The sequence below is a fragment of the Psychrobacter sp. TPE 89C genome (assembly GCF_055522395.1).
Window position 1 is genome coordinate 31,877 of sequence record NZ_JBVFXW010000016.1, and the last position, 21,655, is coordinate 53,531.

Consider the following 21,655-nt stretch of genomic DNA (forward strand, 5'->3'; position numbering starts at 1 on the left):
AGAGAATATTACTTATTCATACTAAATGATAAAAACTTGCTCACTAATACTTGCACATTAAGACTAGGGCGTGTCCTCATTTTAAAAATGGTGATAAAAATGAGATAAATCGCAGTCAAACAAGGAAAATAGCGCAGATAATATCGAGATATTAGTCAGCTATTTGACGCCATTTGACAAGATTTAGCCATTTTTAACCCATTTAGATAACTATCGATTGAATTGAAGACACGCCCTAGGCCTTTAGACCCTATTAATAAGTCGTTTTATCATCATTTTTCTGGTTTGATTTCATGGCTTGACTGGCCATCACACCATTGATGATACCGCTCAATGTGTCTGACTTACCCGCTAGGCCATCGATGGCTTTACCGATAGACAGTGATTTAGCAAAGTTGTCAAAGAAATGTGCTTCGCCGCCAACAATATCGATTTTGGCTTTCTGTAGCGCCACTGCCAATACTTCAGCATTTTCTTTCGCAATTTCTTTACCAGCGTCAATAGAAGCAAGCGCTTCTTGCAAGGCTGCCTCAAGACTCATGCGGAACTCTTCGTGCTCACGTGCTTCTTTGCTCATGCTACCCATGGCATTGAATTTCTCGACCAGACCATCTGCTTCGGCTTGGAAATGTGCGCGAGTAACTTCGGCTTTTGCCAATCCAACTTCACGTTCTGCTTTGGCATTTGACTCACCGCGAGCCGCGATGACTTGAGCATCTGCCATACCTTTTTCACGCTCAGCTCTGGCGGTAGATTCACCGCGAGCGGCGATGATTTCTGCATCGACCATACCGATATCACGCTCAGCTTTTGCCTTAGACTCGCCACGAGCCGCGATAACCTCAGCATCTGCCATACCTTTTTCACGATCTGATTGCGCTTCAGCTTGTCCAGTCGCTTTGATAACATTGGCTTTCGCAATGCCTTCTTTTTCTAAAGAAGCGGCTTTGACTTCTTGGATAGCCGCTTCAGCGAAGCCATGTGCTGACTCTTCTGCTTTGGTACCTTCGGCCATTTTAATTTTGGCTTCTGAATCTTTGGCAGATGCTTCAAGATTAGCAGCGGCAAGCGTGGTGATTTCGACGGCTTTGTGCTTGGCTGACAGCTCTTCTGCTTCGGCTTTTTTCACCTGACGTACTTTGATTTCTTCTGCATCGGCTTCTGCTGCTAGGACGCGTGTCTGCTTAGAACGCTCCGCTTCGCTAATTTCGCGGACTTCTTTGATACGCTCTTCTTCTTGCGCGACCGTTTTATCCACTGCGATACGTTCACGAATGACGTTGGCAATTTCTTTTTTCTCAAGCTCAATCGCACGTTCGGCTTCGATACGTTGCAAGTCAACTTCACGCTCACGAGAGACAATTTCTAAATCACGAGCACGCGTCACTTTTTCTTCTTCGATGACGACTGCACGTAGACGATTTTGACCTGCTACTTCGATTTCACGCTGCTGATTCTCACGTTGAATGGCCAAATCCTGCTCAACCGAAATAACAGCAGTTTCAGACTTTTTACGCTCTTCTTCTTCAATCTTGCGAGTTTCAGCCGTTTCGCGTGCAATTACTGACGAGATTTCACGTTGCTGTTTGGCTTCGGCATCGGCTTGCTGACGCTCTAGCTCTAGCATCGCCTCTCTGGTTTCAACATTCTTTTTCTTAACAGCCAGCTCTTCATCACGCTCAAGCTCGTTGGTGATGACGTTTTGGAAAGCCGTTAGCTGAGTAATCTTTTTGATACCTTCAGCATCTAAAATATTACTTGAATCTAATGACGCTTTTGGGGTTTGCTCTAAGTAATCAATCGCCACATCTTCTAAGACATAGCCATTCAGATCGTTACCAATTTCTTGAACGATACTGTCACGAAACTCGCTGCGGTTTTCAAACAGTTTGACGAAATCAATCTGCTTACCAACCGTTTTTAGCGCTTCAGAGAACTTAGCATTAAACAGCTCGTTGACAGCGACTTTATCTGACGCACGCTCTACCCCAACCGATTTGGCGACTTTTAGCACATCCTCTTCGGTTTCATTAACGCGTAAATAAAATGCCACGGTGATATCAGCACGCATGTTGTCTGCGCAAATCAAACCTTCTTTACCGCGTCTGTCCACTTCTAAGGTGATAAGCGAGATTCTCATCAACTCTTTTTTGTTGATGACCGGCCAAACAAAACCACCATCAAAACGTACGGCAATTTTACTCACACCGTTGATAATGAGTGCTTTGCCCTGCTCGACCTTAAAATAAAAGGCCTTGAGCATCAGTAGTGCGACCATCATAAAAACAAACGCCAGCACTACAACCACGCCGACGATAATGAGTGTGTCCATATCCATTCCTTTAATTAAAACATTCCATAATCAATTCTATATAAATCAGATATGCTATCAGGCCTGTTAAACTTACTGTTTATAGCACCTTTTATAGCACGTGTGCCTTAATAGCCCTATCACGCACCATTCTTATATCTGCATTATTCTGAATCGACTATAACCAAATTTAAAACCGTTTAAATCATTGCTAAAACTATTATGCCTAAACCAGAGATGCTTCTAAAACCTCTGACTAAATCGCTGTTTATTCTATGAGTTATTCTGTGCTAAAAGCGATAATGATGTGCTGAAAATAATGATGGAGAACCATCGTGACTAAATTACTTACTAGTGGCTAAATTATTTATATAGTCGATTCAATTTAAAAGTAGTACAAGGCAACCGAGTGTAGATGTATATCAAATACTTCAAGCGAGGTTAACGCAGTAACACTTTTATAGTGGAGTGACTATAGTGGTTATTTATCTTTTACAGGGGCGACGCGATAGGTATTGGCTGCCTCTAAATACTCCACCAACATCACTCGATCGCCTTGTTTCAGCGAGCCATCATTGATGTCTGAGCGAATTTTGAGTATCAATCCTGCACCGCCATCATTCAATTCCACTTCGCCGTGTTTGTCCGTGACACTAAGGGTACGTACAACCGCGATTTTGCCGATATTGCTAGCAGCATTGCGTCTAGGTATTTTGGCTATTTTGTTGCGGATGGGAGAAATAATGATACCTGTCAGCCACATGGAGATGACCAATACAAAGATTAGCGCTCCGGTGCCAAATAGGTAATATAAAATGCCTGAATCAAAATTTTGATGTAAAAAACTGGTATAGAAGTAACTTAACAACCAACCAATTAAGCTGATTAGGCTAAGGATAACGATAAGTGGTATGCCATACAGACCGAACTTGAGCAGCAGCCCCGACACAAAACCTGATGAGGTCAAATTGCTACCCCCGCCACTTGCATCGCCAATATCTACCGTATCCATATCTGCCATACCAAGTAGAGAAACCATCCAATACAAGGTCACAAACATCACCAATCCTGTAAAGACTATCGTCGGGTACAAGCTGATTTTGGTGATGAATATCAAAAACGACTCTTGCATTACGTACTTTCTCCTTTTGCTCACCTAATCCAGTATCTCTATATAGAGTATGTTTATATATAGTATATTGATACGCAGAATCCGGATGAGCCGTTTATAAAATTTATGTGGTGACCATAAAAACTTAAGCCATAGAATCAACTTATGTTTCTTTATTAATTATATAGACATCTCACCCTATAATACATAGATTTCGCCATTAGCGTCCCCAAATCGGTGAACGCACCATCCCGCCAGCATCACTATTAATACTGTAGCTTGTGTTGCCAGATAACGAGCGGATAACGAGGCTGCCTATATTTCTAGTGCCTTGGCTGCTCACTTGCGAGCTGCGCATTGGATAAACTGCATACTGTCCAGACGGTGATAACCGTGCAGGCTCATCGAGTCCTGTTTCTGCGAGATCGATGGTTTGACGGGTAGCCAATGTCATAACCGCAGCCTTGCGACCGTTGAGATACGCTAACTGCTGACCGTCTGCACTGAGCTGAGGACTCGCGACATAGCCATTAGTCGGCATAGGCGTCGCATTGCCAGTGGCAAAGTCATAGCGATAGATACTTGGGCGTCCAGCACGGACTTTATCACTGGTATACACAAAGCTTTTGCCATCAAACGCATAGCTTGGCTGTACCTCAGTACTTGATAGTGTAGTCAACTGTTTGGTATTACCATCGTTCAGACGCATCTCATAAATATCTGCGTTGCCACCGACGGTTGAGCTATAGAGGAGTTTTTGACCATCAGGTGAGAATGACGCGGACATATTACTGCCTTCAGCATTAACGATCAGACTTTGGGTTTTACTTTTTCGGTCATAGATATAAATTTTTGGGTTTTGACGTGGTGCTTGTTTACTATAGGCAAGCCGTTGACCGTCCGCAGACCATGCAGGCGCATAGATATAGCCATTTATCTGATCAATCAACTGACGATCACTACCATCAGGACGGATGCTATACAGTGTCGATATTTTTGCGGCACCTGTACCCTGCTCATCCACATAGGCTATGCGCCCTTGACGGTCCATCACAGGCATACGCGCAGTTAATGGATTACTATCGACGGTACTGGTAGACATATTGGCTGGTTTGCTAGGCAGCGTCTGACAGCCAGCTAAAGCGCTGAGAGCTGCTATAGCGACCGTGCTGCTTATTATACGCATGCTGATCGTTGGTTTTAACACGGAGGTTTTTAGCATAAGGTAAAGTCCAATAGGTACGCTATGAAAGGTACGTCGCAAAGTGTTGGTTAGACGCAGTGTGGGCTAGATGCAATGTTTATAAAATACAACTTGTTACACTAGTGTAACGTAAATTGGACTTTAGTTTTGAACAAAAAAAGCCCCACTATAAAGTGAGGCTTAATCAAAATACTACTTTGCTTTGAAATCTTACATTGCAACACAGCTTGCAGAGAGACTCAATTGCTTAAAGATTGGATTAGTTATAAACAGCTTTATTTAGCAACGGCTTTGAAATGTGCGATTTGACTGTCATTCTTGATGGTCAAAATAGGAACATTATTGGCATTTTTATTGAGGCTATACTTACCTTCTACCGTTGCCAAAGTCGCTTTATCAAAGCTTGCTTGCGGTTCTGGGCAGGCCATCATAGTACTAATGCCATTTTTAATTTGTACATCGCCATTAACAACGCTATAGCCCGCACTCATACTGTTGCAGGTGTTCATAAATGCTACGTAATCGCTGCCGTTATTATTCATAAAATTTAGCGTTAACGGTTTGGTAGGATCAAAGAACAGTTGGCTAACTTTATCACCGCTAGTGAGCTTAGCATCGACCAACTGCCAGTTATATGCTTGTAAAGCAGCAGAAGTTACTGGTTGAGTGACAGGTGCCGTAATATTGGTGGTTTGGCAACCAGCAGCAAGCGTACCTATAGCCAGCGTTGCGGCCATCATTATTTTAGTTGTGTTCTTCATATAAACTCCTGTATCGATTCAATTCAAAATTTTAATTACGAGTAAACGAGATGTCTCGCATTTTCCATCAATGATTTTTATTATTAATAAATTATCAAACTTATCAATCTGCATAGCGCGTTCTATTGTGCATAGTTAATGCCGGATTGTCATCATAGCTTCAGTATAGTCATTCTCTTATAAAAATATTACTGCGTTAACCTCGTTTGAAGTATTTGATATCCATCTACACTCGCTTGTGAACCATGCTGATAGCACCTGATATGTAGGTAGCTATTAGATAATCCGAACACAATACTCATCAGTACAAAAATCTTGAAATTTTTGAGAACAGGACTATTAATACCAGTGTACGGATAATATAGCGCCAGACTTGTTCGCCACTCTCTCAAAACCGTCGCGCCTGCATTTATGCTATAATCCCCCCTATTAATTCCATAACTATAAGTACGATTATGATGACTAAAAAATCCTTGATCCAATCTCCAGAAGCCATAGAAAAAATGCGTATCGCCGGTAAACTGGCCAGCGATTTGTTGGTTATGCTGGACGAACACGTTAAAGTGGGTGTCAGCACCGAAGCATTGAACCGTCTTGCTCATGACTATATCGTTAATGTACAAGACGCTATCCCTGCGCCACTCAACTATAATGGCTTCCCTAAATCAATCTGCACCTCGGTCAACCATGTGGTTTGTCACGGTATTCCGAGTGAAAACAAACTACTAAAAGATGGCGACATTATCAATATTGATGTGACCGTCATTAAAGATGGCTATTACGGCGATACGTCAAAAATGTGGATTGTCGGCAACGGCTCTATTATGGCCAAGCGCATCTGTAAAGTGGCACAGGATGCACTCTATGCAGGTATGAGTGTTGTCAAAAATGGCGCACGTTTGGGCGATGTAGGTGCCGCGATTCAAGAAGTGGTCGAGCCTGAGCGTTTCAGTATCGTACGTGAGTTCTGTGGACACGGCATCAGTAATGAATTCCATCACGAGCCACAAGTCATGCATTATGGCAAAAAAGGCACAGGCTTTGAGCTAAAAACTGGCATGACGTTCACTATTGAGCCAATGATTAATGAAGGCAAGTGGCAGACCAAAATCCTGCCAGATGAATGGACGGCGATTACCAAAGACCGTAAGCTGTCTGCTCAATGGGAGCATACGATGGTCGTGACAGACAATGGTTGCGAGGTGTTTACCACCCGCCCTGAAGAAGATTTAAGCTTTTTGACTCAGTAATATAATAAAAGATCGCCTAGGCGGTCTTTTTTTTGGACTATAATCAGGGTGAATTGAGTATTATGCTTATTGATCTTTTATCCTTATACTTTTCATACCCATACAGTTTTAGCACATTCTGATTTTTATAGTACGCTACATATAGTCGGTTCAATATAATTTGATACAAGAAAGCCGAGTGAAAGTACTACAGATAGTAGACTAAGCGAGACTGACACCATATCGAATTTATAGTGGATTGACTATAGCACCATAGTTGTCATAGGCTTTCATCTTAACGAGCTATCTCTAAACTCTTAATTGGATAACACTCATGTTTAATTGTGATATCACCTCTATTGACCTAACGCCATTACCGTTGCTGTCAGCTGACATAGCGACCAACACATCACTATCAGATAGCGATAACGCCGAAAAACCACTACTGGGTATTCCTAAGTGGTTGACTCAAATCAATGAAGACATCAGTCGCGCACTTGAGCGTGGTGTGAATATTCGTCAGTTGGTGACCGTTCGTGCCTGTGCGATAGATGAGTTACTGATTGCTTTGTTTAAGTGGTTTGAGCTGGATAAGACCGACTTGGCATTCTTCGCCACGGGTGGTTATGGTCGCGGCGAGCTGTCGCTCTATTCAGATATCGATATTTTATTATTATCTCCTGATGAGATTGACGCTGAGACCAGTGGGAAAATTGATCGCTTAGTTGCATTGTTATGGGATATCGGACTGGAGCCTGCGCTTTCGGTACGTACCGTCAATGATGCGCTCGAAGCTGCGCTTGATCACACGATTGCTAGCGCACAGCTCGAAGCTCGGCTATTGATTGGCAATGAAGCACTGCAAGAGATGCCTGTCAAAATTGTCAATGAACAGTGGTCACCGCGTAGATTCTTTGAGGTAAAAATCGAAGAAGCCAAAGCGCGCCATCTACAGCACAATGCTACCGAATACAACCTTGAGCCAAATATCAAGACCGCTCCTGGTGGCTTGCGTGATATTCATATTATCGGCTGGGTGACTAAGCGTTACTTCCGAGTGGGCAAGTTATATGACTTGGTACAGCAGAACTTTTTGACTGAAAAAGAATTTGATGAGCTGAGTTTTGCAGAAGGTTATTTATGGCAAATACGTCACTACCTACATGTATTGACAGGTCGGAACGAAAACAAGCTACTGTTTGATTATCAGCGTGAGATTGCCCAATTAATGGGCTATGAGACTCAGCCAGATGACGAGCCTAATGCCGCTGTTGAACGATTTATGCGGGACTATTATCGCTGTGCCATGCAGATATCGACTCTGTCTGAAATGCTCACCAATCATTATTACGAAACGATTATAGAACCAAAGCTATCAGATGATGAACGCCCTAAAAAGCATCCGATTAATGCGCGCTTTAATAAAGTTGGCGATCAAATCTCTATGGCGCATCATCGAGTCTTTGCTCAACATCCAGAAGCCATTCTGGAGATGTTTTTATTGATGGGTCAACACAATATCAAAAACGTCCGTACGCATACCCTTCGCGCACTAAAAATCGCCGCACGTGGTATCGATCAGGTCTATCGTGATAATCCTGTTCACCAAGCACTGTTTTTGGCCAATTTAAAAGAACAGAATTATCTGTTTCACCGTCTACGTACCATGAACCGCTATGGCGTATTAGGGAATTATATCCCTGCTTTTGCCCAAGTGACTGGGCTCATGCAATACGATTTATTCCATCGTTATACGGTTGATGCGCATACGTTATTTTTGATTCGCATATTGCACCGTTTTACGGATTCGCGTTTTTATGAAGATTTCCCACTGGTCAGCTCTATCTTTCAGCGTATCGAACGCAAAGAGATATTGGTACTGGCAGCGATGTTCCATGATATCGCCAAAGGTCGCGGCGGCAATCATAGCGAGCTGGGCCAAACTGAATCGATTGAGTTTTGCTTAGCGCATGGCATGAGTTTGGCAGATGCCAACTTGGTCGGCTGGCTAACCCGTTATCATCTATTGATGTCGATGACCGCTCAGAAAAAAGATATCTCAGATCCTGAGGTTGTCACGCTGTTCTCAGATCTCGTTGGTAATGTCACACATCTCAACCATCTATATGTGCTCACCGTGGCAGATATGAACGCCACCAATCCACAGTTGTGGAATAGCTGGCGCGCCACACTCATGAAACAGCTATACTCACAAACTCGTCGTATTTTGCGCGCTGATATTGATGCCCCAACCAATCGCCAAGATATGATTAGTGCGACACGCACGCAAGCCTTAAATATGCTGGCCAATGTGAATAACCAGCACATGAATCGCGAAGAAGTACTGAGACTATGGGATGACTTGGGCGACGAGTACTTCTTACGAGAAATCGCTGAGGATATTTTATGGCATACCGAAGCTATCTTGAATCATCCACCGATTGGTCTTGCTTCTAATGCTGACAGCCCGCCATTGGTCGTACTGCGTGAGCATAGAGAGCTGGCACTGGATGCCGTGCAAGTCTTTGTTTATACCCAAGATCAGATGAATCTATTTGCCGTCACTATGGCAGTATTCGATCAAATGAATCTAGATGTCTTAGATGCACGCATTATTACTGCCACGCGTGACTTTGCTTTGGATTCTTATGTGCTGCTTGACCCTACTGGTACATTATTAATCGATGAAGAGAGTCAGCAAGAGCTCAAGCAGCGGTTGATCAGCGCCTTTAAAGACCCAACAGTGCTAAAGATTACAAACAAGCGTATTCCGCGTCAGCTCAGAAACTTTGAAGTGACCACGGTCATCAAATTTGAGTTTAATGAGGCCTCAGATCAGCACATAATGAGCTTAGAAACGCTCGATCAGCCAGGGTTACTCGCACGAGTTGGACAAGTATTCTTGCAAGAGAAAATTGAGGTTCATGCAGCTCGTATTACTACTTTGGGTGAGCGCGCAGAAGATATGTTTTATATCAGTGATCAGAACGATGAGCCACTCTCTGCTGACAGACTTGAAACTTTGAAGTCAGCGTTGATTGCGAGCCTTAGCGTACAGAAAGACTGCCCTCTTTATTAAATCAAATGCAATGAAGTAAGCACGTCAAAAAAGCCCTGTTTAAAAAGTACAAAGCATGCCATTGATAACGCTATCGATGGCATGCTTTTTTATATCTAATTGCTTTTATATCTACTTGCCTTGATACCCCATTACATTAATACCTAATAGCAAAGCTGTTTTTTATAAAGTGCTTTTGTATATCATCTCGCTAGCGTGCTCATTGAGCTCATCATCAGCAAGATCTGGCGGCAAAATCTCTGCTTCGATATGCTTTTGCGTCAGTATTAAACGCCCAGCATCGACCTCTCTTTTTAGCAAACAATGCAAACTTGCTAAATGGAAGCTTTTGTCAAAATATTCATACATCTCTCTTAGGGAAAGAGGGGCATGGGCATGCACATCTGGATAGAGACTGTCCTCTGCTAGAATAATCATTTCATTCATAGCTTCTTCACGTAGCAACTCATCTTTGTCAATTTTGCGTTGCAAAGTATTCGCCATTTGACCTTTGGCTGCCAACATGACCAAAAATATGATTGTCTGTAAGGTAAACAGAGCAACATATTGCCATAAAGGCAGCATGATACCCAGCAATTTGCTGAGTAACATCAGCAGCATTGCCACGATGACATAGCTGACCAATTGCCATAAGAACCACATCATCAGGCTGTTTTCACCGTACCAAAACATTTTTCTTTCTTTACGGTTAATCAGTTGCTGACGCGATTGCCACCAGCTGTGCTCGCGTTGCTTGAGTCGCTCGTACAATTTGGTACGCGGCAGGCTACTATTAGAGTTTTCATTATTGATATCTTTAGCGTCAAGACTATCGGGTTTTGCAACACTAGGCATATCAAATTATCCTTACCATGATCTATCATTAAGACTGATAGAGATTTTTGTATTGTTATAAGTTATCAATTGATAAGATTTTCTGAGCATTTTTCAGTACATTACTTCTGTGTCTGTTTCATCATTTATGCTCCAATAGTTTGGCAGTCTGAGCATAAAAAGAAGAAAAAGACAAAAAACAAGAGAAGTGCTACACTGCTTAAATGTAAATTTTCTTTATAACTTTATTATTAATTGTCTATTATAGTTACCCTACCTATGAATCACAACTTAACGTATCTGCATCCTTACCCTTTCGCAAAAATGGCTACCCTACTGGCCGATAGCACCCCAGCCCATAACTACAGTGAAATCAAACTGGGTATTGGTGAACCAAAGCATGAGCCACCCGCTTTTGTACTGGACGTACTACGCGAAAATTTGGACAAAATAAGCCGTTATCCAACGACCAATGGCCTGTTTGAACTACGCCAAACCATTGCACACTGGTTAGAGAAGCGGTTTTTCTTAAATCATGTCGATGCTAATACGCAAGTATTGCCAGTGATGGGAACACGCGAGGCTATTTTTAGTTTGGTACAAGCGGTTGTCGATCACAAAGTCATCGATACTGGCAATCATTCGCTGTCTGTATCTGGTCAACCTCCTACCGTGGTCATGCCCAACCCGTTTTATCAAATATATGAGGGTGCGGCCATATTGGCACAGGCAACGCCTTACTTTGTACCTTGCACACTAGATAATGACTTTAAAGGGGATTATCGCGCAGTACCAAAAGAAGTTTGGGCACGCACGCAGCTTTTGTTTGTCTGTAGTCCGAACAATCCGACAGGCTCAGTCATGACGATAGATGATTGGGAATACCTCATTCGCCTATCTGATCAGTACGATTTTATCATTGCTAGTGACGAATGCTATAGCGAGCTGTATTTTGATACAGCGCCGATTGGACTGTTGCAAGCTTGCGCGACACTCGGTCGTCATAAATTTAAAAACTGTATCGTCTTTCACTCTTTGTCCAAACGCTCAAACCTGCCTGGTTTACGCTCAGGATTTGTGGCGGGTGATGCCAATATTTTGCAGGCGTATCTGCAATATCGCACCTATCAAGGCTGTGCCATGCCCATACCGCACCAGCTCGCCTCTATCGCTGCTTGGCAAGATGAAAAGCATGTAGCGCATAATCGCGCACTCTATCAAGAAAAATTTTCCTTATGGATGTCGGAGCTTGGCGATCTATTAGAGTTGCGGATGCCTGAGGCTGGATTTTACTTTTGGATAAAAGCGCCTAAGCAGTTCAATGGTAATGACGAGCTGTTTGTCAAAGCGCTGTATGAGCAAGCCAATATTCATGCTTTAGCAGGTCGCTATCTATCACGTGAGGTGAATGGTAAAAACCCTGGGCAAGGTTATGTGCGTATTGCTCTGGTCGCTAGTGTCGATGAAAGCCGTGAAGCGATAAGCCGTATTCGAAAATTACTTGGTGCGTAAGGTGCACAATTCATAGAATGTATAAGCAGTCGCTTTACATGCATTAATCTTCAAGAAAAATACCAACCTCTAATAGCCACAATATAAATGTGGTTATTAGAGGTTTTTTGCTGCAATAGTGCTATAGTAAAGTATCTTTTACCTAGGGCGTGTCCTCACTCTGAACAATAAACTTTAAATGGACTAAAAATGGTTAAATCTTTGCCAAACTGCGTCAAGTAGCTTGCTAATATCTCGACATTATCTGCACTACTTTCCTCGTTTAGCTGCCATTTTTATCACCATTTTTAAAATGAAGACACGCCCAATATGCCATCAAGGATGATGCCATGGCCCATCTTGATTTTACCCAGCCTCCCTTTGATGTATTAAGTATGGCTGAACGTCAAAGCATTAGAAAAAACACCCAAATCCGCTATCTTGCCAAAAGCGAAAGCCTGCTAGCAGAAGAGCTACAATGTCTGTATGTGGTCATCAAAGGACAAATTGAGCAGTCACTTGACGGTGAGTTTGTCGGCTCCTATCTAGGTAGCAATCATTCTGACCATCTCAATAATAACGACTGGTTCGATAGTCGTCGTCTGCCCGAGTCATCGGCAAACGGCAATCCTAATACCGAAGCCGTACAGACCTATCAATTTACAGCTGCCGAAGACACTTTGCTACTACAAGTCGCTGGTAGCGCAGTCGATAAAATCAGCGCACAAAATCATCTAGTACGCCAAATGCTATCTGACAAACTCCCTGAACGATTAAAAGCCTTACAGCAGCGACGTAATCACAAAGTAACCAACCCTAACGCCTATAACGATCAACAAGAAGTTCAGCAAATCATGCTGCAACCAGTGATAGATGTCAGTTTATTGCCCGTACATATTGTTGACGCCAGTAACAGCTTGTATGACGCCGCTTGCATCATGACCCAAGTAGGGCTGAAGCACGTACTGGTACGACCATCAAATCCTTTAGACAACACTGAAAACGAACATCATGGCACAGGACATCTATTGGGAATTTTAACCGATACCGATATTTGCCGCGCGGTGAGTGAGCAGCAGAATCCTGCCACGACTACCTGCCAGCGTTATGCTAACTTTAACCTGCGTACCATCAACGCCACTGATGAAATTGGTGACGCACTATTGACCATGACTCGCTATCGTATCCATAGATTGCCAGTGATTGATCATAATGGTGACGTGGCAGGAGTACTTGGACAGAGCGATATGCTCGCTCATATTGGTCATCATTCACAACTCATTAGTATTCAAATCGAACAGGCAAAGGATCTCTCAAGCCTAAATACTGCTGTCGAGCTTATTGGTCGTTATATTCGTGTGCAACATCAAAATGGCGTCAAAATCGGTAACATCAGTCGCATGGTACAGACGCTCAACGCACAGGTATTTACCAAGCTCTGGCAACTCATAGTACCTGATGAAGTCATGAAAAACACCTGCCTCATCGTCATGGGGTCAGAGGGTCGCGGTGAGCAAATCATGCGTACTGACCAAGATAATGCGCTCATCATGCGTGATGGTTACACCCATGATAATCTGGCACAGTTTGCTGATACTTTTAATAGCCATTTGGCGACGTTAGGTTATCCCTTGTGCGACGGCAATATCATGATGACTAATCCCATGTGGCGACAGCCGCTGAAAGCATTTAATGCGCAAATCAGTTTATGGTTTAAAAACACCGATCCGATGCATGGTATTTATTTGTCTGCCATCCTCGATGGTGAATATGTTTGCGGTGACGAGTCGTTATTGACTCAAGTACGTCAACATCTAAAAGTGGCTCATAGACAGTCAGACCCTATGTTTGTACGCCAGTTTGCACGCGCCGCGCTACAGTTCGGTGATGTGAATCAGTGGTGGCAAAAATTTGTTCCACTACTAGGTGGCAAGTCAGATTCGCAAGATATCGACCTAAAAAAAGCCGGTATTTTTCCACTGGTTCATGGTATTCGTACCTTGGCGCTAGAAAATGACATTTTAGAAGTCCCTAGTACCAAGAATCGCCTAAAGGCTTTGGTAAAAAACCAAGCATTAACCCAAGAGCGTGCAGACAACTTGTTAGAGGCTTTGGAATTCTTTATGGCACAGCGTTTATCAGTTGCTCTGTCTACCGATGACAGACACGCACGCCAAGTAAATCCAACGACGCTGACGGCGCTTGAGCGTGACTTGTTAAAAGAGTGTCTGTCCGTGGTCAAAAGCTTTAAGACACAGCTACGCCAGCACTATCAATTAGAAATAGCATAAACAAATGAGCACGCATATGAGTTGGCTAAAACAGTTGTCTTGCACTTGGCAAAAGACGCAATTACAGCGTCCAGAGTTGGCCTCGATGTTTACCCAACCGATGGCTGAGCAGTGGGTGGCGATTGACTGTGAGATGACAGGACTCAATCCCAAAAAGCATCATGTACTGTCTGTCGCAGCCATTCATATCAATGGCAATACTATTGATACAGGCAATGGCATGTATTTAGTCTGTAGACCACCGGTGATGCCTGACCGAGATACCATTGTCATTCACGGCTTGCGTACCACTGATGTCGAGCATGGTATGAGCTATGATGAAATGCTGGCGCTGTTGCTACCATTTATAGATAACAGGCCTATTATTGGGTTTTGTACGCAATTAGATACGGGATTTTTGAATCCTTTGGTCAAGCGCTATATGGGTACCACGCTGCCCAATGAAATCATCGATGTGCGCCATTTATACAGTCGTCGTATGAGTGGTCACACCCAAGGCCTCTCTGGCCAATCGCAGCATTTGACCAATATATTAGCGCATTATAATATTCCTAATCTGGGCGCTCACGATGCTTATAACGATGCCATTATGACGGCGATGGCCTTTTTGCACGTGCGTTAATATCATTTATAAATAACAAAATCGAGCTTTTAACAAGCCTCTCAACCTACGCGAAAACAGCAACTCATGTTAGTATAGTCGGCTTTTACCACCGACTAAAAGATGCTCATGCGACCTACTTCCAAACGCTCTCGTTCTCCTGCCCTTGTTGCCAAACTTTCACCAATTTTTCACCATCTACGACTGTTTAGTCAGGTGAGTAAACGCTTGGCTGTATTAGCATTAATCGCAACGCCGCTATATGCACAGGCAGCATTACCAGCAGCCATTCAAGCGGCATTATCACGAGCTGATTTAACGGAAGCTGACATTAGCATCATCATCACGCCAGTCGGTGATAAAAATGCCAGTCACCTGCCTGCGCCCATTCAAGTCATTGACAGCCAACCGGATAGCTCTTCTCATTCAGAGCTAATGACTAATGCGACGTCTGACACCAATAACAGTGGCCAGAAAACAACGCAGGACGATACTCGCGATGAAAAAAATCATTCGGTGCAACCAAGCACATTAGCTACGATTGAACAGCGCACGATTAAAAATCGTGAGCAAGCACTGCATGCCTATACAGATGACCCTTACACTTACCAAAGTTTAGACAGTATCCCAACAGTATCGGGTGACCCATCAAAAACAACAGTCATTGACGATCATAATAGTCAAGAAAATGGCAGTACTGATAGCAAAACGGGTACACCTGCTATCAAGATGTCATTTTCACCACTGTTGAGTCATCAACCCGACGTCGCTCGTACGCCTGCTAGCACCATGAAACTCGTTCCTAGTTTTATCGCTTTAGATACCTTAGGGAGTGGCTTTATCTGGCATACACGCGTCTACCATACTGGGCTTGTCATCGGTGATCGTCTACACGGCGACTTAGTTATACAAGGCAGTGGCGACCCAAAAATGACCCATGAGCGTCTGGCACAACTGCTCTATAAAGTACAGTCAGCCGGTATTCATCACATCGATGGAGATATTGTTATCGACAGCGCTGTCTTTAAAAATATCACTAAAGACCCCGCCGCCTTTGATAACTCGCCGCTACGTCCTTATAACGCCAGTCCCGATGGGTTTTTGGTTAACTTCAGTACTATCGGTATCAAAAGCTACCCGTTAGACAATGGTCAAGCCAGTCTGACTTACACGCCGCAATTAGCAAACTATCAATTACCCACTACCATCAATACCCGCTCAGCGAGCTGTGGACAGGCAAGCTATAGTCTCTCGCCGCAGTGGCAAACCAAACAACTGGTGTTAAATGCCGACTTGCCAAGCAGCTGTGGCGAGCATGTCTTTTATGTTGCGTATCCTGATGCCAAAGACTTTGCCGCACGTATCATCGCCGAAAAATGGCAGGCGCTAGGCAATACACTCAGTGGTGATGTCATCACACAAGAAGTCCCTTATGCGGGGATAAAGTCTCCAAAATCAACACGCGGTCTCACAGCATTGTCTATGTCGCCTCTGCCTATTGTCAGCTATCCCTCCTTGAACCTCACTCAGCAAATTTATGATATTAACCACTTCTCCAATAATGTGATGGCTGAACAAGTGGCTCTATCGATAGGGGCTTATGGCAATGCCAAGGGCGTTAAAACTCATGACGAAACGCCTGTAAATACACATAATAACGCAAGTAGCTTATACCAATTTGGTAAACCTGCTACTACTGACTATCCAGCAGCCCTACAGAGCATCAATCAATGGTGGCAAACCAATCTAAGCACACCACCACCTCATCTAACCAACGGCTCAGGACTGTGCCGCGAATGCACCATCAGCGCGGCCAATCTAAGCGAACTATTAACATACGCTTATGATAGTCCAAGCTTCAATGCTTACGTCAATTCATTAGGTGTGGCAGGTGTCAGCGGCACCATCACCGCGCATGGCGAACGTTTGCCCGAATCAGAAGCCATTGGCCGTGCATGGATAAAAACGGGTACTCTAAACAACGTGACCTCGATGGCAGGTTATGTCAAAGGACTGTCAGGGCAGGATTATGTCGTCGTGGGACTTATCAATAGTGAGCAATCTCTGAATGCTTATAATGCCAGACCAGTATTGGATGCGATGCTTGATTGGACCGCTAAGCATTGATTACTTTTATCAAAAATACTTTTTAATGAATAATTGATAATATATCAATTACCTTATGTTTTTACCCTTATAAAGGTCAGATTATGCCACGCAAGATAACCAATCTCAGCAAGCCTAGCCCTCAGTCGAATCGTGATGGGCTAACAAAAAATAATGGATTGGCTCAACCCAAACTGGCGCAGTATATTGGTTTTTTTGCAGTTGGTTATACACTTGCCAGCGCAGTGTTTATGATGATTCAAACCCAGCTTACCTTGAACTCACAACTGGTCACGGTGCTGTCTATCATTATTGGTGCTTACATCGCCGTCAGTAAATTCGTCAAGCATCAGCAGCGAGCATTGAATAGAAGTGAGATTAATCGCATCATGTTGAGCGGGGTTGCTGTTATCTGGCTAGTAACTGCGCTTTACTTCGTAGCCATATGGTTTTGGTTATTTGATACAGTAAGCCGTGAAGTCTTAGTCGATATGGCGATGCAAAAACCCTTACCATTACTCTCAGCACTCGTCATGATATTGGTACTGACGTTGGTCAGTGCTCGAATCAGTCTTTGGGTGCTCAATAGCCTACTTGACCCCAAACGCAAAACTCGATAAACAACTACAAGTGTAGAAAAACTATAAATAGCGAAAAACTGGCTTGGTTATTGAGCTGTATCGCCTATAAACTCTATTGCGTTAACGTTAATGGGTAAAATTTTGGACAATGACCTACTTTGGACAATAACCTACTTTGAATAGGAGCGAGCATCATGGAAATGTTCTTTTTTGACAACATAGACAAGCTTGGACGTATCGTCTTAACGACCGTTATGATTTACGTATTCATCGTACTGATTACCAAAATCTCTGGCAAGCGCTCGACGTCACAGCTCAATAACTTTGATTGGGTCGTCACCGTGATGATCGGCTCATTAGGTGCCAGTACTATCTTGCTAAAAGACATTCCTTTTGTCGAAGGGGCTTCATCGATTTTAGTACTTTATATGTTGCAGTTTTTGGTCACCAAATATGCGTCTATTTCAACGCCCTTTAGCAGTTTTATTTTATCTGAGCCGCGTATCGTCTTTTATCAAGGACAGTTTTTGCCAGATGCAATGCGAGATGAAAGGCTGACCCGTCAAGAAATCGAATGTGCGATGCGCTCTGAAGGTATGAACAGTTTTGATGATATTGAAGCCATTGTTTTTGAGTCTGATGCCCAACTCACTATTATTCCAAAGCCCAACACGACTGATGCGAGTAAGGATAACCCAAACACAGAAGCGACTGTCTCAGATACTATTGCACCGCTAATGTAAAATATATAGTCGGTGAACTACTAAACCGCTACGGCGTTACCCTCCTTAGATGTACTACTTGTACAATCTGCAGTCGGCTGCCTTGTACCTATTTTAGAGTTCTTTGACTATAGGGCATCGCATTTTTTCGTTTTATCAATTATTGAAATGGTAACTACTATGAAGGTAAGAATTTTAACCGTCGGTAATAAAATGCCCAAATGGGTACAGACGGGTTTTGATGAATATTTTAAACGTATCCAACCCATGCTCAGCACAGAGATTGTAGAGCTGGCTGCTGCAAAACGTGCAAAAAACCCTTCGGATGCCAATTTGGCACAGTACCGTGAGCAAGAAGGTCAGGCGATATTGTCCGCTCATAACGCATCAGGCCGTGAGCAATTATGGGTACTGGATGTCAAAGGTAAGATGATCTCGACAGAAGGACTGGCTGAAAAATTGGCTGATGGCATGCAGCAAGGTGATGATATTGCTCTAGTCATCGGCGGTGCAGATGGTGTCTCGCCAGAAGTATTAGCCAAAGCCGATGTAAAACTGTCACTATCAGCGCTGACATTACCACACCCGTTGGTACGTGTTGTGCTAATGGAACAGTTATATCGAGCGATGAGTATCAATAATAATCATCCTTACCACCGTGGAAACTAAGGCGTGTCAAACCTTCAAAAATGACCACGATGTTTTAATAAGACCACTCAAAACATCAATCATAGAACGGATTGAAAAACTGGTGCACGCCCTAATACATAGAACATGAAATATCCAAAAACTGCGACACCTGACGCCTCTCGTCCAAGCCATCAACACGATGAGTCTCATCCTAATTCGCCAACGCCTATCACTGCGGCTGGCGTTTGGGCAGATGCACCTGCAGTAGCGGCTGATGCTACCAAATTTGCGAAGCTACCAGCGGTGTTTATCTCGCATGGTGCTCCGACGCTTGCTATCGAGCAATCGTCTACGACCAGCGCGCTAGCACGTATCGGACAAAACTTACCAAAGCCACGTGCCATCCTTATTATGTCTGCGCATTGGCAGTCATCCAAGCTTGAAATCAGCAGCAATCCACAACCAAAGACTTGGCATGATTTTTCAGGATTTTCTCCTGAGTTGTACGAACTACAATATCCAGCAGCTGGTCATCCCACGCTCGCAGAATCACTCGCACAGCAGCTCACCGCACATGGTATTACTTGTAGTGTCAATCCTGTACGTGCATCTGACCATGGCGTATGGGCACCTCTCAGACATCTGTACCCAGAGGCAGACATACCTATCGTACAAATATCTTTACCGCGGCATTATGACAGTGTCGCCTGTTACCAATTGGGCGCACAGCTAGCACGACTGCGCAATGAGCAAATACTTGTTATTGGATCAGGTAACATCACACATAACCTGAGTGCCATGCGTTGGCAATCTGACAGTATCGATCAAGCCGCCAAAGACTTTAAGCTATGGCTAATACAGCAGCTTAAGACAGACATACCCACTGCTCTAGACTGGCAGCAATACCCTAATTATAAAAACATTCATCCGAGTGACGAGCATTTGCTACCGCTGTTCTTTGCACTAGGTACTGGTCAGCGCGTCTCAGTCGTCCATCAAAGCATGGCACATCATAGTTTGGGTATGGATATTTATCGCTTTGATTAACATGTACTAGGCCGTGTCCTCATCATAGCGCTACTGTTCAAAAGCAGCTTTCGTAAATAATCCAGCACGCTCAAACTCACCTGCCACACTAAACAGCGTGGCTTCATCGTTCATACGCCCAATCAACTGCATACCAATCGGTAAGCCTTTTTTGCTCATGCCGAGTGGTAACGACATTGCTGGTAGGCCTGTGACATTGCCTAATAACGTAAAGGCCATTTTGCCTAGTATCGGTTGGCTCAGTTTTTCAATCATGCCAGAGCGAAAAGCATACTTACCCATATCAAAGCCTTTATTTAGAAACTCTGCACTACGCATCAGCATTTCATCCGTGCGGCTGGGTGGCAATATCCCATGCTTGACCGCAGGGGTGGGTACGGTCGGGCACAAAATCATATCGTAGGTTTCAAGTAATAAGCCAGTCTGATATTGGCTATGATGCCAGCCATGCTTGGCATGAGCCAAATCAACCGCTGATAGCGAGCAACCTAGCAGTGCCATATTATAAGTTTGCGGCTCTAGATTCTGGATATGTTCGATACCAAAGTCACGCTCGAGATTATCAATGGTAAATGCGGTATGAGCACAAACCACCACCATAAAATCATGCCAAAATTGTTCAATATCAACATTAGGTTCGGCAGGTACTACTCGGTGCCCCATGGCTTCTAGTTGCTTGGCAGTTTGCTCAAGGACCGCCAGTACTTCTTTGTCCACCACAGTATTGGCAATCAATGGCTTCTGATGCAAAGCAATGGTTAATTGTCTTGGCGCTCGCATGGCGGCTTGTAAAAAAGTACCCTGTGGTGGCGCGATGACATATGGAGCACCGATTTCTACACCGCTTGTCGCATCGAGCATAGCAGCACTATCACGCACGCTACGTGTAATCACATGGTCAGCGACTGCTCCCTCCCAACCCTCTCTCCAAATGATGGGCCCATTGGGTTACGACCACGGCTAGGTTTGAGTCCAAACGCGCCGCACCATGCAGCGGGGAAACGTATCGATCCACCGCCATCTCCTGCGCCTGCCATCGGTACGATACCACTTGCCACGGCTGCTGCACTGCCGCCAGATGATCCACCAGAACTATAGCCTTTCTTAAATGGATTGTGAGTCGCACCATAAGCCTTGGGTTCAGTCGTGATAATCAAACCAAACTCAGGCGTATTCGTTTTGCCAAAGGTATTGACGCCAGTGGCTTTCATCCGTTTGACGATTTCGCTGTCTTTTTCTGAGATGATATTGACACTACGACTGCCCATCGTGATGGGTTCATCCGCGAAGCTAAACGATAAGTCTTTTAATAGATAAGGCACGCCATTGAATACGCCAGATGGCAATCCTGCCTGCGCCGCACGATACGCACGTTCATCAAAACGGTGGATAATGGCATTCAATTTAGGATTTAATTTGTTTGCCTGACTGACTGCTGCATCTAACAATTCTTTGGCGCTGACCTCACCTGCATTGACCAATGCCGCTAATGCGAGACCATCGTACTGGGTATACTCTTTGAACATAACTGACCTTCCTTGGAGAGTAATTGAATGGAGAATTCTTAAAATTAACAAATATTTATCGATAAATAACTGTCAGTTTAGTATAAAAATCCACTACTTATGATTGATAAATGGACTCATTAGTCACTTAGGTACTGAATTGCCTGTTATCC

At 43.8% G+C, this 21,655-nt stretch carries 17 protein-coding genes; 10 read left to right on the top strand and 7 right to left on the bottom strand.

Annotated elements, in window-relative coordinates:
• Nucleotides 1-253: 253 nt before the first annotated feature.
• From ACZW67_RS06810 to ACZW67_RS06825, 4 genes are all read right to left on the bottom strand, one after another.
• Nucleotides 254-2,332, bottom strand: a complete 2,079-nt coding sequence (locus ACZW67_RS06810; RefSeq protein ID WP_465182653.1) for a flotillin family protein — start codon at nucleotides 2,330-2,332, stop codon at nucleotides 254-256.
• A gap of 460 nt (nucleotides 2,333-2,792) precedes the next feature.
• The gene (locus ACZW67_RS06815; protein WP_465182654.1) at nucleotides 2,793-3,443 is read right to left on the bottom strand and encodes a hypothetical protein; all 651 of its coding nucleotides are present in this window, start codon (nucleotides 3,441-3,443) and stop codon (nucleotides 2,793-2,795) included.
• A 199-nt stretch (nucleotides 3,444-3,642) separates the two neighbouring features.
• Nucleotides 3,643-4,644, bottom strand: coding sequence for a Xaa-Pro aminopeptidase (locus tag ACZW67_RS06820; protein ID WP_465182655.1), 1,002 nt, complete (start codon nucleotides 4,642-4,644; stop codon nucleotides 3,643-3,645).
• A gap of 257 nt (nucleotides 4,645-4,901) precedes the next feature.
• The gene (locus ACZW67_RS06825) at nucleotides 4,902-5,387 is read right to left on the bottom strand and encodes an META domain-containing protein (protein ID WP_465182656.1); all 486 of its coding nucleotides are present in this window, start codon (nucleotides 5,385-5,387) and stop codon (nucleotides 4,902-4,904) included.
• 458 nt (nucleotides 5,388-5,845) lie between these two features.
• Here ACZW67_RS06825 and map point away from each other — a divergent pair, with 458 nt between their 5' ends.
• Nucleotides 5,846-6,637 (top strand): type I methionyl aminopeptidase, encoded by a 792-nt coding sequence (map, locus tag ACZW67_RS06830; RefSeq protein ID WP_465182671.1) that lies wholly within the window; start codon nucleotides 5,846-5,848, stop codon nucleotides 6,635-6,637.
• 313 nt (nucleotides 6,638-6,950) lie between these two features.
• Entirely contained in the window at nucleotides 6,951-9,695 is a 2,745-nt protein-coding gene (glnD, locus tag ACZW67_RS06835) for a [protein-PII] uridylyltransferase (RefSeq protein WP_465182657.1), read from the top strand.
• A gap of 162 nt (nucleotides 9,696-9,857) precedes the next feature.
• On the opposite strand, the gene ACZW67_RS06840 is transcribed toward glnD, so the two are convergent.
• Nucleotides 9,858-10,529, bottom strand: coding sequence for a hypothetical protein (locus ACZW67_RS06840; protein WP_465182658.1), 672 nt, complete (start codon nucleotides 10,527-10,529; stop codon nucleotides 9,858-9,860).
• Between the two features lie 258 nt (nucleotides 10,530-10,787).
• Here ACZW67_RS06840 and dapC point away from each other — a divergent pair, with 258 nt between their 5' ends.
• From dapC to ACZW67_RS06880, 8 genes are all read left to right on the top strand, one after another.
• Complete coding sequence (gene dapC, locus ACZW67_RS06845; protein WP_465182659.1) at nucleotides 10,788-12,020, top strand: succinyldiaminopimelate transaminase; 1,233 nt, start codon at nucleotides 10,788-10,790, stop codon at nucleotides 12,018-12,020.
• Nucleotides 12,021-12,349: 329 nt separating this feature from the next.
• Nucleotides 12,350-14,290, top strand: a complete 1,941-nt coding sequence (locus ACZW67_RS06850; protein WP_465182660.1) for a DUF294 nucleotidyltransferase-like domain-containing protein — start codon at nucleotides 12,350-12,352, stop codon at nucleotides 14,288-14,290.
• 16 nt (nucleotides 14,291-14,306) lie between these two features.
• Nucleotides 14,307-14,912, top strand: coding sequence for a 3'-5' exonuclease (locus tag ACZW67_RS06855; protein WP_465182661.1), 606 nt, complete (start codon nucleotides 14,307-14,309; stop codon nucleotides 14,910-14,912).
• A 108-nt stretch (nucleotides 14,913-15,020) separates the two neighbouring features.
• Complete coding sequence (locus tag ACZW67_RS06860) at nucleotides 15,021-17,018, top strand: D-alanyl-D-alanine carboxypeptidase/D-alanyl-D-alanine-endopeptidase (protein ID WP_465182662.1); 1,998 nt, start codon at nucleotides 15,021-15,023, stop codon at nucleotides 17,016-17,018.
• Between the two features lie 83 nt (nucleotides 17,019-17,101).
• Nucleotides 17,102-17,617, top strand: coding sequence for an ABZJ_00895 family protein (locus ACZW67_RS06865; protein WP_197217955.1), 516 nt, complete (start codon nucleotides 17,102-17,104; stop codon nucleotides 17,615-17,617).
• Between the two features lie 155 nt (nucleotides 17,618-17,772).
• Nucleotides 17,773-18,321, top strand: coding sequence for a DUF421 domain-containing protein (locus ACZW67_RS06870; protein ID WP_465182663.1), 549 nt, complete (start codon nucleotides 17,773-17,775; stop codon nucleotides 18,319-18,321).
• Nucleotides 18,322-18,480: 159 nt separating this feature from the next.
• Complete coding sequence (gene rlmH / locus ACZW67_RS06875) at nucleotides 18,481-18,969, top strand: 23S rRNA (pseudouridine(1915)-N(3))-methyltransferase RlmH (protein ID WP_465182664.1); 489 nt, start codon at nucleotides 18,481-18,483, stop codon at nucleotides 18,967-18,969.
• A 105-nt stretch (nucleotides 18,970-19,074) separates the two neighbouring features.
• A complete protein-coding gene (locus ACZW67_RS06880) occupies nucleotides 19,075-19,977 on the top strand; it encodes a DODA-type extradiol aromatic ring-opening family dioxygenase (RefSeq protein ID WP_465182665.1) in 903 nt (300 codons plus the stop codon).
• Between the two features lie 30 nt (nucleotides 19,978-20,007).
• Here the strand turns inward: ACZW67_RS06880 and ACZW67_RS06885 are convergent, their stop codons facing one another.
• The gene (locus ACZW67_RS06885) at nucleotides 20,008-20,871 is read right to left on the bottom strand and encodes an amidase family protein (RefSeq protein WP_465182666.1); all 864 of its coding nucleotides are present in this window, start codon (nucleotides 20,869-20,871) and stop codon (nucleotides 20,008-20,010) included.
• On the bottom strand, nucleotides 20,868-21,503 hold the full coding sequence (locus tag ACZW67_RS06890) for an amidase family protein (protein WP_465182667.1): 636 nt from the start codon (nucleotides 21,501-21,503) through the stop codon (nucleotides 20,868-20,870). The genes ACZW67_RS06885 and ACZW67_RS06890 overlap by 4 nt, the downstream gene beginning before the upstream one ends.
• Nucleotides 21,504-21,655: the final 152 nt, after the last annotated feature.

Excerpts from the sequence above, each read along its gene's own strand:
- map (WP_465182671.1), top strand. The coding sequence starts at position 5,846 with ATGACTAAAAAATCCTTGATCCAATCTCCAGAAGCCATAGAAAAAATG.
- ACZW67_RS06890 (WP_465182667.1), bottom strand. The coding sequence starts at position 21,503 with ATGTTCAAAGAGTATACCCAGTACGATGGTCTCGCATTAGCGGCATTG.
- ACZW67_RS06865 (WP_197217955.1), top strand. The coding sequence starts at position 17,102 with ATGCCACGCAAGATAACCAATCTCAGCAAGCCTAGCCCTCAGTCGAAT.
- ACZW67_RS06880 (WP_465182665.1), top strand. The coding sequence starts at position 19,075 with ATGAAATATCCAAAAACTGCGACACCTGACGCCTCTCGTCCAAGCCAT.
- ACZW67_RS06810 (WP_465182653.1), bottom strand. The coding sequence starts at position 2,332 with ATGGACACACTCATTATCGTCGGCGTGGTTGTAGTGCTGGCGTTTGTT.
- ACZW67_RS06850 (WP_465182660.1), top strand. The coding sequence starts at position 12,350 with ATGGCCCATCTTGATTTTACCCAGCCTCCCTTTGATGTATTAAGTATG.
- rlmH (WP_465182664.1), top strand. The coding sequence starts at position 18,481 with ATGAAGGTAAGAATTTTAACCGTCGGTAATAAAATGCCCAAATGGGTA.
- ACZW67_RS06825 (WP_465182656.1), bottom strand. The coding sequence starts at position 5,387 with ATGAAGAACACAACTAAAATAATGATGGCCGCAACGCTGGCTATAGGT.
- glnD (WP_465182657.1), top strand. The coding sequence starts at position 6,951 with ATGTTTAATTGTGATATCACCTCTATTGACCTAACGCCATTACCGTTG.
- ACZW67_RS06855 (WP_465182661.1), top strand. The coding sequence starts at position 14,307 with ATGAGTTGGCTAAAACAGTTGTCTTGCACTTGGCAAAAGACGCAATTA.
- dapC (WP_465182659.1), top strand. The coding sequence starts at position 10,788 with ATGAATCACAACTTAACGTATCTGCATCCTTACCCTTTCGCAAAAATG.
- ACZW67_RS06870 (WP_465182663.1), top strand. The coding sequence starts at position 17,773 with ATGGAAATGTTCTTTTTTGACAACATAGACAAGCTTGGACGTATCGTC.
- ACZW67_RS06815 (WP_465182654.1), bottom strand. The coding sequence starts at position 3,443 with ATGCAAGAGTCGTTTTTGATATTCATCACCAAAATCAGCTTGTACCCG.
- ACZW67_RS06840 (WP_465182658.1), bottom strand. The coding sequence starts at position 10,529 with ATGCCTAGTGTTGCAAAACCCGATAGTCTTGACGCTAAAGATATCAAT.
- ACZW67_RS06860 (WP_465182662.1), top strand. The coding sequence starts at position 15,021 with ATGCGACCTACTTCCAAACGCTCTCGTTCTCCTGCCCTTGTTGCCAAA.
- ACZW67_RS06820 (WP_465182655.1), bottom strand. The coding sequence starts at position 4,644 with ATGCTAAAAACCTCCGTGTTAAAACCAACGATCAGCATGCGTATAATA.